The following is a 13,551-nucleotide window of genomic DNA, read 5'->3' as shown; positions in this document are numbered from 1 at the left end:
CCTTGCCCCATCAGCGACGCAAGGAGAACCCCATGCAGACCATCATCGACGGCTTCCTCAAGTTCCAGCGCGAGGCCTTTCCACAACGCAGTGCCCTGTTCAAGCAACTGGCCAGCACCCAGAGCCCCGGCACCCTGTTCATCACCTGTTCCGACAGCCGGGTAGTGCCCGAGCTGCTGACCCAGCAGGAGCCCGGCGACCTGTTCGTGATCCGCAACGCCGGCAACATCGTGCCCAGCTACGGCCCCGAGCCGGGCGGCGTGTCGGCCACCGTGGAATATGCCGTCGCGGTGCTGGGGGTCAGCGACATCGTCATCTGCGGCCACTCCGACTGCGGCGCGATGACCGCCATCGCCAACTGCACATGCCTCGACCACCTGCCCGCCGTCGCCAACTGGCTGCGCCACGCCGAGTCGGCCAAGGTGATCAACGCCGCCCGCCAGCACGCCTCGCCGGCCGCCCACCTGGACGCCCTGGTGCGCGACAACGTGATTGCCCAGTTGGCCAACCTCAAGACCCACCCCGCGGTGGCCCTGGCCCTGGAACAGGGGCGGCTGAACCTGCATGGCTGGGTCTATGACATCGAAAGCGGCGCCATCGCCGCCCTCGACGGCAACCACCGACGCTTCGTGTCCCTGGCCGAGCATCCGCACACCTGTGCCCTGGCCAGCCAACCTTCCAGCGCTGCCTGAGCCGCTGCCCTTTCGTCACCCAAGAGGAATCACCCCATGCTGCAATCGCAATTTGCCCAAGCCCCACGCCTGGCCCTGGCCGACACCATCATCGACGCCAAGGCGCGCAAGAACCTGTCGTGGCAGGACCTCACCGACGGCACCGGGCTGAGCCTGGCCTTCGTCACCGCCGCCCTGCTGGGCCAGCATGCCCTGCCGGCCGCAGCCGCCGACCTGGTGTGCGACAAGCTCGGCCTGGACCAGGACGCCAGCCGCCTGCTGCAAAGCATCCCCCTGCGCGGCAGCATCGCCGGTGGCATCCCCACCGACCCGACCCTGTACCGCTTCTATGAAATGCTCCAGGTCTACGGTTCGACCCTCAAGGCCCTGGTCCACGAACAATTCGGCGACGGCATCATCAGCGCCATCAACTTCAAGCTGGACATCAAGAAGGTCGAGGACCCCGAAGGCGGCTCCCGCGCCGTGATCACCCTGGACGGCAAGTACCTGCCGACCAAGCCGTTCTAAAGGCAGCGGCAAGCTGCAAGCTGCAAGCTGCAAGTTCAAGCACCCCGCTTGCAGCTTATTTAATTTTTAAATAACACCGCAGACTTTCTGATTTGCGCCGTTTCTGAGCCGCACCGCCTAATCAGGCCCTGATTTCTTGAAGGTCTGGTTATGGAAAACGTTCGTGCAACTTCCCGCCCCGCGCTCTGGCTGATGGTCAGCGTGGTCCTGGTGGCGCTCAATCTGCGGCCGTCGATGGCCGCTGTCGGCCCGCTCTTGTCGGGTATTCGCGGTGACATCCCGCTGAGTTTCAGCCTCGCCTCGTTGCTGACCATGCTGCCGGTGATGGCCATGGGCCTGGCGATGTTCTTCGGCATGGCCGTCAGCCAACGCCTGGGCGAACACCGTACCGTGCTCCTGTCACTGCTGATCATCGGCCTGGCGACCGTTTCGCGGTTGTTCATGGATTCGGCCGCCGAGCTGATTCTCAGCGCGGTGCTGGCCGGCATCGGCATCGCCCTGATCCAGGCGCTGATGCCGGCGCTGATCAAGTCGCGTTTTACCGACAATGTCTCGCTGTTCATGGGCCTGTATGTCACTTCGATCATGGGCGGTGCGGCCATTGCGGCGTCCTTCGCTCCGCTGGTGATGAATCACAGCGGCAGCTGGCGCCTGGCCCTGGCGATCTGGGCCGCCCTGGCCCTGCTGGGGCTGGGGTTCTGGTACGCCCAGCGCCGCTCGCTGCCGAGCCTGCCCGCCTCTCGCGGCGCACGGGAATCCTTTGCCGGCAACCGCCGGGCCTGGCTGCTGGCGGTGTTCTTCGGCCTCGGCACCGCCTCCTACACCTGCGTACTGGCGTGGCTGGCGCCCTACTACGTGGAGAACGGCTGGAGTGAGCAGAACGCCGGCCTGCTGCTGGGCTTTCTCACCGCCATGGAAGTGATTTCCGGGCTGGTCACCCCGGCCATCGCCAACCGCAACCCGGACCGGCGCCGGGTACTGGTGGGCCTGCTGGTGCTGATCATCGCCGGCTTCTGCGGCCTGATCCTCAGCCCGCAGCACCTGAGCCTGCTCTGGCCATGCCTGCTTGGCCTGGGGATTGGCGGGCTGTTTCCCATGAGCCTGATCGTGTCCCTGGACCACCTGCCCGACCCGCGCCGGGCCGGCGGCCTGACCGCCTTCGTGCAGGGCATCGGCTACCTGATCGCCGGCCTCTCGCCGCTGCTGGCGGGCATCATCCGTGACCAGCTGGGCAGCTTCGAATGGGCCTGGTGGTCACTGACCGCGGTGATGCTGCTGATGCTGCTCATGGTGCTGCGTTTCGATCCGCGGCATTACCGCCAGCACATCCGCTGAGCCACCGGAGCCTGCCATGCATCCCGTGAATTTCACCCAGGCGCATCTCGGCATGCTGCTGTGGGCGGCGTTGATCGCCGCATCGTTCTTCGCCGCCGCCCAGGTCAACCAGGCCATCGACCCGGTGCTGCTGACCGCGCTGCGCCTGCTGTTCTCGGCCCTGATGTTCGCCCCCCTGCTGTGGCTCAAGGGCTCCTCGGCGATGACCCTGGCGGGGCTGCGGGCCCATGCCGTGCTGGGGCTGCTGCTGGCGCTGTACTTCGGCTCGCTGTTCGAGGCCTTGCGCTACACCTCGGCGGTCAACACCGGAACCCTGTTCACCCTGGTGCCGCTGCTGACCCTGGTGCTCGAAGGCTGGCTGCTGCCCGGCGATCGCCAGTCCCGGCGCTGGCCGGCGATGCTGGTGGCCGGCGCCGGGGCCCTGCTGCTGATCCTCAAGGGTGGCACCCCGGGGCAGTGGCCGTCGTTGTACGCCATGGGCGTCTATGGCCTGGGATGCCTGGCCATGGCCGCCTACTCGCCGCTGAGCCAGCGCCTCAAGACCAATAGCCTGCAAGGGCGCAGCCCGGCGGCCATGACCTTCTGGAACATGCTGTTCGGCGCCCTGTTTCTGTTTGCCGCCAGCCTGGTCGGCGGCGGCTGGCGCAGTGCAACCCTGCTGGGCAGCCAGGATCTGCTGTGGCTGCTGTACCTGGCACTGTTCGCCACCCTGGCGACCTTCTGGCTGCTGCACCGGGCGATTGGCGTCATCGCCCCGTCCACGGTGATTTCCTACATCTACCTCAGCACCCTGTTGCTGACGCTGTTCCATTGGCTGTGGCTGGGCCAGACACCGCGAACCGGGGAAGTGCTCGGCGCCGTGCTGGTGGCCCTGGGCATGCTCGGCCTGGTACGCGGCAGCCGTGCGAAGGCTGCCGCGGCCTGAAATTGCCCCGGGACAGGCAGCCGCCGGCTGAGCGAAAATGCGCAGGTCGTGTTATCGGAATTTAATGTCCCGATGCTGTCCGCGAATCCCCGCTCCGGGCATTTAATTAGGACGATCGTTCCGCTAGCATCGACCCGGTTTGCGCGCCACCGGCGCCAGGTGCCCAGCGGGATGGAACGGATGCTCATCAACAATGTGCTCAGAAAACTCGACATGCAGGACCTGATGGTCTTTGTCGCGGTGTACGAGCAAAGCAGTGTCACCGGGGTGTCGGAAACCCTGTGCGTCAGTCAGTCGACGGTCAGCTACTGCCTGAAGAAACTGCGCAACGGCTTCGAGGACGAGCTGTTCGTCCACACCCGCAACGGCATGCGCCCGACCTACAAGGCCACCAGCATGTACAGCCACGTGCTGAAGATCCTGGAGAGCATCAACCTGTGTCACAGCGGCGTGCCGGCCTTCGATCCGACCCGCCAGGCCGTGACCTTCAACCTGTGCGCTCCGGAGTACTTCGAGCTGTTGATCCTGCCCCGGCTGCTCAAGGGCTTCGACTACGCCGACCTGCCGGTGACGGTCAATGTGCAAAAACTGGAGAGCGATGTTCCCGCCGAGGAACTGCGCGACGGCAGCCTCGACCTGGTGATCTGTTTCGGCCCCCACTTCCATCGCAGCCACGCCGACCTGAAGTCGCAGATGCTGCTGGAGGACGATCTGGTGTGCGTCTTCGACAAGCGCGCGACGCCGCCCAAGGAGCCGCGCTTCAGCCTGCAGTCGTTCATCGAGCGGCGCCACGTGTTTCCCACGCCCTGGACCTCGGACAGCAACATGGTGGATGGCTGGCTGGCCCGCCAGGCCCACAAGCGGCAGATCGTCGCCCGCTCCAACAGCTACAGCGCGGCGTTGAAGATGATCACCGGCACCGACTTCATCCTCACCCTGCCGCGACGCATCCAGGGCCTGCTGGCCAACGAGGCGGTGTTCAGCCACTGCGAGGCCCCCAGCGGGCTGCCGGGGTTCACCCTGGATATGCAATGGAGCGAGCACACCGATCAGGACAGTGCGCAGACCTGGTTCCGTGAACAGGTGGTCAAGGTCTGCGCCGAACCGGGGCTGGTCTAGCCGTCAACGACCGATGGCGGCCTTGCTGTAGGAAGCGCGGTCGATATCGATGATCTCCACGCACAGTTGCACCTGAATGTCCGCCGGCCAGGGCGCCAGGTCCTGCAACACCGCCAGCAGGCTCTCGGACAAGTGCTTCTTGACCTCCGGCGAACGGCCGCTGAGCAAGGCCAGCTTGACGTGGACAAAGGCCCGCTCGCCCAGGCCCGTGCCGACCCGGAACGCCTCGACCTTGACCGCACGGCTCTTGATATCGAACTCGTCGGAGAACTGCCCGGACGCCACCAGCCCGTGGTTGAGTCGCAGCAGCGCCTTGTCGACGTCCAGTTGCGGCAGGTTGGCGGTGTATTCCATATGCAGGTGCGGCATGGCAGGACTCCTGGTCTGTCAGGGAAAAAGGCGCTCCATACTACACAAGCCGCAGCCGCCGACCGAACAGGTTGTTGGCCTCATTGCCCCGCCGTCGACCTCCGCTCACGCAGGGCCAGGGTTTCCCAGGCCGCCACGCCCACCATCACCAGCGTGCTCAGGCTGCCCAGGGCCAGGGCGGACAACAGCTGGCTGCCGGCCGCCGGCAACAACAGCAGGAGCACCAGCAACCCGGCCAGGTGCGACAGCGGCGGCAATGGCCGGTCGTTCATCACCCACTTGAACAGGGCGCAGCCCAGGAGAAACAGCCAGGGGCCGCCGACGATCACCAGCACCCCGGCCGGACTGGCGTGATCGGGGTGCATCAGCACCAGTTCATCGGCCACGGCGCTGACGATGATCCCGGCCACGATCAGCAGGTGCAGGTAGGTGTAGGCAATCCGCGCCTGGCGCCCCGGATCGGCGGAATGGGCGATACGGTGATGCGCCCGTTCGGCACCGCTGTCGAAGTACACCCACCACATGGCGATGCTGCCCAGCACCGCCGCCACGAAGCCCAGCAGGCCCTGGGCGCTGGTGGTCAGCTCGGCGAAGGTGGCGCCGGTCACCAGCAGCGACTCCCCCAGGGCGATGATCACGAACAGGCCGCAGCGCTCGGCCATGTGATTGCCTTCCACGTTCCAGTCGGCCAGGGTCGAGCGGCCCAGCCCCGGCACCCAGAAATACAGCGACGGCGACAGCACCTCGATGGCCAGGGCCAGCCCCCACAAGGCCAGCCGCTGCGGGCCCTCCAGCAGGCCGCCGGTGATCCAGAAGACCCCGGAGAACAGCAGCCACAACAGAATCCGCTGAAAATTGCGGGTCATGTTCAACGGCTCGCCGCGCACCGCCCACAGGGAATAGGCGGTGCGCCCCACCTGCATGAACACATAGGCGCCGGCGAACAGCAGGCCGCGCTCACCGAAGGCCTGGGGAATCGAGGATGACAGCAGCAGCCCCGCCACCATCAGCACGAACAGCCCGAGGCGGATCGGCAGGGTTTCCGGATCCAGCCAGTTGGTGATCCACGACGTGAAGATCCACACCCACCACACCGCCACCATCAGCAACGCCACCTGCACGGCACCGCCCAAGGACAGATGGGCCAGCAGGGAATGGGACAGCTGGGTCACGGCGAACACGAACACCAGGTCGAAAAACAGCTCGACCATGCCAACCTTGCCGCTGTCGTGGCGGCCACGCCCACGCAACAGGGAACGGGAACGACTCATGGGCACACTCCACCGATCAATGTTTCACCCGAAGACCTACACAGCAAAGCAGCCGCCCGCGCCAATGCCAAGCGGGCGGCCTCCGTTCACCGCGCCGCTGTAGCCGCTGCCGCAGGCTGCGACCCAGTGCGCAGGACTGGCAAGGCCGCCCACCCGATCCGCCGGGCATGCCGCATGGGGCAGGTTTCGGGCCCGCTGCGCGGTCCATCGCAGCCTGCGGCAGCGGCTACAGGGCATGTTGAGGGTCAGCTCGCCAGGGGCGCCCTTTCACTCATGAAGGCTTCCAGGCGCGAGCGCAGCCAGCGTTCCGCGGGATCGCTGTCGACGTGGCTGAGCCAGACCATGGACAAGTCCAGGGTCGGGGTCTTGAACGGATAGGGCTCGACAAACAGCTGGCCCGAGGCGGCCATGGCGGCCGCCGCATAGTCCGGCAGGCTGGCGAGCATGTCGGTGCCCGCCAGCAGCGCCGGCAACGAGCTGTACTGCGGCACCGACAGCACCACCTGGCGGGTGCGGCCGATTTCCGCCAGCCACTCATCGGCGAAACCGGCGACATTGGCGGTGTGGGACACCAGCACATGGGGCCGCGCGCAGTATTCGTCGAGGGTCAGCGGCGTATCGCTGGCATCGGCCCGCAACACGCTGGGCTGGATGTGCCGCAGCAACTTGCGCTTGGCATTGGCCGGCAGGCCGCGGGTCTGGCTGATGCCGACGGTGATGTCGCCCGAGGCCAGCAGATCGGGAATCCGCCAGTAGTCCACGTGCTGCACCACGACCACCACCTGCGGCGCTTCCTGGCGCAGGGCCCGCAGCAGGGGCGGCAACAGGCCGAACTCGACGTCGTCGGACAGGCCGATGCGAAAGGTCATGCTACTGCTGGCGGGATCGAAATCGTGGGTCAGGCTCAGGGCCGAGGACAGCGCGTCCAGGGCCGGCGACAGGTGCTGGATGATCTGCTCGGCGCGCGCTGTGGGCTCCATGCGATGGCCGACCCGGATGAACAGCGGATCGTTGAACATCGCTCGCAAACGGTTGAGGGCGGAGCTGATGGTGGGCTGGCCGAGAAACAGCTTCTCCGCCACCCGGGTGACGTTGCGTTCAAGCATCAACGCCTCGAACACCACCATCAGGTTGATGTCGGCCTTGCGCAGTTCATTGCGATTCATCGGTGCTCCCCCGGTCCCCAGACGGAGGTCAGTGTAGAAAGGCCTGTGGGCCGGCGTCCAGGTAAACACCCGAGGCCGGCGGCCGGTGCTTCAGTCGAAGGTGAAGTTGAACTGGGCGCTGCTGTTGGCTGCCCCCTCGGTGACGGGACCGGTGCGAATGTACTGGGCGCGAAAGCTGAAGCTGGCGCTGTCGCTGCCCAACAGGCGCTCCATGGCGTATGGAGTGCCATTGCAATGAATCCGCGGGATCTGTTCATTGAACATGACGATGCCAACGCCCTTGGCGACGGACCGCCCCTGATCCTGAGCCGATTGAGTCAGCCCCAGTATCCCTGTCGGGTCGCAGCGCGAGGCCGGTTCGGTGCTGAACGAAACCTTCGGCAGGCTGTTGAACGAGCAGTCGTTGACCTCAAGCCTGGCCATGGCCGAGGGCGGCGAGGTCGAGCCCAGCGTGGGAAAGTCATGGGCCGAGGGACTGCCCAGGCGCAGCGTGACGTTGCGGGTGACCACCTGGCACTGGGCGGTGAACTTGACGCCTTCGGAACCAAGCAGGTCGTGCTCGTTGAGCAGCAGTTCTTTCGCACAGCGTTCTCGGTTGTTATGCGGCGGTAGCTCCAGCAAGTGTTGTCCGACCTGGGCCACGCCCGCGTCCAGGTCCAGCGCATACATCGCCACCTGAACACCGGAGAGGCTGTTGACCTGCAGCGATCCCTTGGGTAACTCATTGGCGGGTCGGGTCAGAATCAGCGAATACACGTAGTTCATGAAGTCTTTTTTCAGCTCGCCGTTTGAGCTCTCCACCCTGTATTTTTTCAGTACCAAGGGATAGAAATTACCCGTCAGTCTCTGGGCGTCCGAGCCTGAAGGATAGGCCGTCACTTTAAAACTGATGCCATCGATATTGGTCGGAACGATGCCATCGAGAAACCTGATCCCCGGAAAATGCGCACCTAAAACCAATTCATGCGGCTCCTTGGTTACAGACTTCCCAGTGGTGTATTCAATGATCGGGTTCACCTGACGCTGTTTCAACACGGACCCCACCGGCGTGCTCCGGGTCAGTGGCGTGACCTCTACCCAGTCCTGGGCAGGGCTGTCATAGCTACTGAATGAGCACCCCTCGGCCTTGCCCTGGGTAACGGCGTACACCGGTGCGCTCGCCTGCACGCCCAACAGCATCAGGATGATCGCGCGCATCAACAGACCGCGCCGTCGCCCATCGGTGAGGAGCCTGGACCATGGATCACTCATCGGTCATTGCCTCTTTTTCCAAGCCGGCCCCAGGTGCACGCTGCGGTGCCCCGGGAGCCGGTCAATCGAAAGTGAATAGGTGGCAAGTGCCCGGCTCGCCAGGGGTAACCCTTGGCCGCCGGGCCGAGGTCTTGCCAACGCTCCTTAGTCCATCAGGCCGTTGGAAACCCGAGCCGAGGAGTAGGTGCCGTGGTTGACGCCGATCTGGTTACCGTAAGTCTGGAAGTAGGCCCAGACGGTATCGACCTTGCCGGTGGATTTCGAGCCTTGGATCCGCCCCTCGTTAACCCCCACCAGCCCACCCAGGGTGGCACGCCAGCCGCCACTGACGCGGCCACGGGATTCGGAGTTGACGATCCGCGACTGGTTGTCGCCGACCAGGCCCCCGACCTTGCTGTGCCAGGTTCCATGGACATTGCCCGTCGCCACGGCACGCTCGATCACGTGGTCGTAGTAATCGGCGTTGAAGCCCACCAACCCACCCACGGAGCTATAGGTATCGCCAAAGACCTTGCCGTGAGCCGCAACCGAGACCAGGTCACCATCGTTGTAGCCGACCAGACCGCCGATATTGCTCTTGGCGTAGCCCTCCACCGCGCCCAGCGCCTTGGCATCGTAGATCAGGCCGCCGATATTGCTACCGACCAGACCGCCGACGTTGGCCTTCACACCTCCTTTGACATCGCCCTTGGCCTCGACGTAATCGCGGATGGTGCTGTCGTCACTTTTTCCGATCAGGCCACCCAGGTTCGTGCCGAAGCGGTCAATCACATCGCCAGTCGCCTTGACGTTGCTCACCACGCTCTGGTTCTGCTGCGAGCCGATCAGCCCCCCAGCGGACTCGCTGCCCACCCCGTAAACGTTACCGCTGGCACTGGAACCGCTGATGGTGCCAGAGCGGTTGAACCCGACCAGGCCGCCAATATGACTACCCAGCGAGCCGTACACGGTCATCGAGGAACTGGAGCCGGTAATGGTGCCGTTCTGGTTGTTGCCCACCAGCCCGCCCAGGTTCAGTCCCTTATAGAGTGGATTGTAAGTACCGATGGTGCCCTTGCTCGACGAGTTGGAAATCACTGCGCCATTGTTGATCCCAACCAGTCCTCCGGCGCCGCCCATGGCCTGTTTATACATCTTGGTGGTGATATCGACATCACTGGCACTGCCGCTGATGAGACCGGTTCTGCCATTGCCGAAGCGGTTTTCCCCGGCCACGCCGCCGATGGCCGTGGTCAGGCTGCCGCCGTACAACGAACCGGCTACCGAAGAGTCGCTGATCGAGCCACCGTAGTTGACCCCCACCAAGCCGCCGACCTTGTTGCGCTGGTCGCTATTGGCAGAAACCTGCATATCGCGGGCACTGACCCGTTCGATGCTGCCGCTGTTGCGCCCCACCAGACCGCCAATTTCACTGAAGCCGTTGCGGCTGTTTTGTCCGTTGACGGTGATCGAGGCCAGCTTCAGATCGCTGATGCTGCCGGAGGACTGGCCGAACAATCCGGCATACAGGCCCGAGCTGTTGATGGTGAAGCCACTGATAGTATTGCCCAGACCGTTCAAGGAACCGGTGAACACCTGGTCGCCGCCAATCGAGTTGATGCTCCCCGAGCCCTTGATCTGATTGCCCAGCACATAGTGGTCATCGAGCTTGTTGCCGATGGCCTGCAACTGCTGGCTGTTCTGGATCACTTTGTGCTGCTTGCCATTGACGTCAAACCCGGCGCTCTTTCCAGACAAGGTCACCAGTCCCTTGTCGCCCACCACCAGTTGCTCGCCATGATTGACCCCCAGGCTGTTGTTGGCGCCGGTGAGGCTCACGTGACTGTCGAGCCGGACCGACTTGGCGGCATTCAATTGCAGACGCGAGTTGGTCCCCGTGGCGCTGATCCGTTGATTGACCTTGACGTCCTTGGCAGAGGTCAGGGTCAGTTGGTTGCCGCTTTTCCACTCGACCGCAGCGGCCACCGCTACATCGCCATCGCGGCTACGCAGATCAACGTTGGTGTTGTTCAGGTTCTGGGAGAGCGTGCTTTCGACCAGGGTCGGGTTGCCGGGCTCACCCGTGGAACCCACCTTGACCTCATTGGACTCGACGATCCAGGTGCCGGTACGACCGTTCCGGGAGCGGGTATCGACCTCGGCGTTGAGTTCGACCCGGGTGACCGCGCCCGAGGTTTGCACCGTACCGCCGTTGCCGTCGGTGGCTAAGGCGTTGGCCGTCAATTTGCCCCCCACATTGACCACGCCACGCTCGCCACCGTCCAGGACAATACGTCCTTCCTTGTTGGACAGGGTATTGGCCTCGATCACCCCCTGGTTGTTGACCACTGCCTGAGTCAGCGCATTGGTGCTCTTGGCCAGCATCAGCACCTGACCGCCATCGGCCTTGAGCACTGCGGTGTTCTGCGCCAACGCATTTGCGGCGGCACCGTTGATCTGCAAGTTGATCAGATTGTCGTTACCCAGGCTCAGGGTGAAGTCGTTGCCGGCCCCCAGGGCCACGGAGCCCTGATTGGCGACGATTTCGCCGTTGTTGCGCACCCGCGCGCCCAGCAGCGCCACGTAGCCGCCATCGGCCGCGGTGATCTTGCCGTCGTTGATGACTTCCACCGCCGATTTACCGGTGAACTGATAGCGACCGTTATTGAAATCATCGTCACTGATGCCACGGGTCGAGGCCACCAGGCCACCCACGTTGACCTGGGCGCCCTGACCGATCAGCACCCCGTTGGGGTTGATCAGAAACACCTGGCCGTTGGCATTCAGCACGCCCTGGATATTACTGCCCCTTAAGCCGGTCACCCGGTTCAGGGCGATGGACTCGCGTCCCGGCTGGTTGAAGGTCACCGATTGATTGGCGGCGATATTGAACTCGTTCCAGTTGGTGATCAGCTTGTCGGTCTTTTGATTGATCACCAGGTTGTTGCCATTGACGTCGTAATTGGCACTGCCGGAAACCAGCGTGCCGCCTTCGGGCAGCGCCATCGCCGGGCTCAGCCCACCCAGGGCAAGCAACCCCGCCGCCATCACCAGCAACCCCTTGCGCCCACCACTGCGACGCCGGCGCCGCGCGCCCTCGCAGGTTACGCTCCAGCGACCTTGGGCCTGGTTCCATACCAACGCATAAATCTTGTTCACGATGACTCCTTATTGACGTTTAAACGCCCTGCTGTTTTTCGCAGGGCGGCACCACTTCCAAAGCACACGCAGGCCTTCAGAAAAACTGTGTCGCGTTCACCCAGATCCGTGGGGTGCGCTCGGGACCGTCCCCGGCCTTCCGGTTATCCAGGGGCCAGGCACTGCTCAGGTTGAGTTGCCGCCGCTCGCCGCTCCAGCGCGCCCCCAGGCCCGCCGATTGCAGGCGCTGGGTGTTGATCTCGTTCGTCCAGGGCAGGCGGTTGACCTGCACGTAGCCCTTGTCGGCAAACAGGCTCAGTTGCCAGCCGGGTGCCAGGGCGTAGCCCAGCTCCAGGCCGGCCTGCCAGCCCTGGTCGCCGATGCCGGCGCTCAGGGGATAGGCGCGCACCCCATAGGGGCCGCCCAGTCCCATCTTTTCCGAGCTGTCGAGGTTGGCCGAGGTCCACTGGGCATTGACCTGGGCTTGGAGCTGGAAGCGGTCGCCCAGGCGCTGCAGGCGCGCGAGCTGCAGGTTGGTCTTGGCGAAGCCGCCGCCGGTGGCGGCGGTATAGCGATCCAGGCGCTGCTCAAGAGCATCATCGAAGGTCAGGCGACCCGAGCCGTAGGACAGGCTGAACTGGTTGTAGCCACCGCCGAAGAAGTGGTCCTGGCGGTTGCCGCCCAGGCTCAGGGTCCACAACTCGATGTGCTTGCGCTTGCTCAGCTCGAACAGGTCGATGTCGTCGCGCAGCTGCTTGTTCTCGTATTGCAGCTGCGCGCTCAGGTCGAAGGTCCGGCCCCGCAGGATCGGCTGGGCGAGGAAGACACTGTGGACACGGGCCTGGCCGTTCATCTGCAGCTTCTTCACACGCTTTCTGTTGAGCTCGTAGCTCATGTGCGAATAGGCCGCGCCGACCCGCGTCGACCAGGGCCCCACCGGCAGTTGATAAGCGCCGCGCCAGTAGCGCTGGTCCCGATCGCTGCCCAGCAGGCGCAGGTTGATCTGGTCCCCCAGGCCCAGGGGATTGTTCAGGTTGAAGCTGCCCCCCAGGCGAAACTCGCCAGTGTGGTAGCCACCGAAGTTGTCGGCCTCCAGGCTGCCACTGGCCCAGGGACCGGGCTGCGCCTGCACCAGCAGGTCGCTGGTACCGGGGACCTGCCCCGCCCGCAAGGTGCCGTTGACCCGGACCCCGGGCAGGTCGTTGAGCAGCAGCAGGCTGCGCTCGAGGTCCGCGCTGTTGACCGCCGCACCAGCGTCCAGTGCGGCCAGCGGCCCACGCAGTACGGCGTCCCGGGCACGGGACTGGTTGCTCAGCTCGACACATCCGTAGCGGCCTTCCATGACCTCGATGCGCACCACACCGCCATCGACTTCCTGGGCCGGCAAGAAGGCCCGGGCCAGCAGATAGCCCTGTTGCTGGTAATGGGCGGTGATGCGCTGCGCTGCGTCACGCAAACCGCCCAGGTCCAGTTCCTGTCCGCGCAGATCGTCCAGCAGCGGCTGCAGGTCCTGATCGCTGAACACCTGATTGCCCTCGATGACGAAGGCCTTGACCCGCAAGCGCACCCCCGAAGTGTCCGGGGCTGGGGTCGAACGCTCGGCCTGGGGCACCTCCAGCCGCACCTCATCGGTGGGCGGTGGCAGCGCCGGCTGGGTGGCTTCGATGTCCCGTATGGCCTGTCCGGCGCTGGGCACCTGAACCCGCATCTGCGCCTGCGCCAGCGTGGGCAACAGCAGCGCCAGCAACATCCCCGGACGCAGCGCCGACGGCACTCGCGCCGGCCCCGCACCTCGTCCC

11 protein-coding genes are annotated in these 13,551 nt (G+C 64.7%); 5 read left to right on the top strand and 6 right to left on the bottom strand.

What is annotated here, in order from left to right:
* The first annotated feature begins 32 nt into the window (after positions 1-32).
* The 5 genes from PST29_RS07660 to PST29_RS07640 all read left to right on the top strand — a co-directional run bounded on the left by PST29_RS07660 (position 33) and on the right by PST29_RS07640 (position 4,578).
* Positions 33-692 (top strand): carbonic anhydrase, encoded by a 660-nt coding sequence (locus PST29_RS07660; RefSeq protein WP_060842749.1) that lies wholly within the window; start codon positions 33-35, stop codon positions 690-692.
* A 36-nt stretch (positions 693-728) separates the two neighbouring features.
* Positions 729-1,199, top strand: a complete 471-nt coding sequence (gene cynS, locus PST29_RS07655; protein WP_060838019.1) for a cyanase — start codon at positions 729-731, stop codon at positions 1,197-1,199.
* 150 nt (positions 1,200-1,349) lie between these two features.
* Complete coding sequence (locus tag PST29_RS07650) at positions 1,350-2,534, top strand: cyanate transporter (protein WP_060842748.1); 1,185 nt, start codon at positions 1,350-1,352, stop codon at positions 2,532-2,534.
* Between the two features lie 16 nt (positions 2,535-2,550).
* Positions 2,551-3,459, top strand: a complete 909-nt coding sequence (locus PST29_RS07645) for a DMT family transporter (RefSeq protein WP_060842747.1) — start codon at positions 2,551-2,553, stop codon at positions 3,457-3,459.
* A 180-nt stretch (positions 3,460-3,639) separates the two neighbouring features.
* Complete coding sequence (locus PST29_RS07640) at positions 3,640-4,578, top strand: LysR family transcriptional regulator (protein WP_060838016.1); 939 nt, start codon at positions 3,640-3,642, stop codon at positions 4,576-4,578.
* Between the two features lie 3 nt (positions 4,579-4,581).
* On the opposite strand, the gene PST29_RS07635 is transcribed toward PST29_RS07640, so the two are convergent.
* The 6 genes from PST29_RS07635 to PST29_RS07610 form a co-directional block, all read right to left on the bottom strand.
* The gene (locus tag PST29_RS07635) at positions 4,582-4,947 is read right to left on the bottom strand and encodes a 5-carboxymethyl-2-hydroxymuconate Delta-isomerase (protein ID WP_060838015.1); all 366 of its coding nucleotides are present in this window, start codon (positions 4,945-4,947) and stop codon (positions 4,582-4,584) included.
* A gap of 80 nt (positions 4,948-5,027) precedes the next feature.
* On the bottom strand, positions 5,028-6,218 hold the full coding sequence (locus tag PST29_RS07630) for a low temperature requirement protein A (RefSeq protein ID WP_060842746.1): 1,191 nt from the start codon (positions 6,216-6,218) through the stop codon (positions 5,028-5,030).
* Between the two features lie 245 nt (positions 6,219-6,463).
* Positions 6,464-7,384: a LysR substrate-binding domain-containing protein gene (locus PST29_RS07625; protein WP_060838013.1), complete on the bottom strand. Its 921-nt coding sequence runs from the start codon at positions 7,382-7,384 to the stop codon at positions 6,464-6,466.
* Between the two features lie 90 nt (positions 7,385-7,474).
* Entirely contained in the window at positions 7,475-8,635 is a 1,161-nt protein-coding gene (locus PST29_RS07620) for a fimbrial protein (protein WP_148659600.1), read from the bottom strand.
* Between the two features lie 144 nt (positions 8,636-8,779).
* Positions 8,780-11,773, bottom strand: a complete 2,994-nt coding sequence (locus tag PST29_RS07615; RefSeq protein ID WP_060842744.1) for a two-partner secretion domain-containing protein — start codon at positions 11,771-11,773, stop codon at positions 8,780-8,782.
* A 76-nt stretch (positions 11,774-11,849) separates the two neighbouring features.
* Positions 11,850-13,502 (bottom strand): ShlB/FhaC/HecB family hemolysin secretion/activation protein, encoded by a 1,653-nt coding sequence (locus PST29_RS07610; RefSeq protein WP_060845084.1) that lies wholly within the window; start codon positions 13,500-13,502, stop codon positions 11,850-11,852.
* Positions 13,503-13,551 lie beyond the last annotated feature (49 nt).

It is taken from the genome of Pseudomonas sp. St29, from assembly GCF_001547915.1.
In the GTDB taxonomy this organism is placed as follows: Bacteria; Pseudomonadota; Gammaproteobacteria; order Pseudomonadales; family Pseudomonadaceae; genus Aquipseudomonas.
Note: the sequence above shows the minus strand (reverse complement) of the source record. Positions and strands in the feature narration are given on the sequence as shown.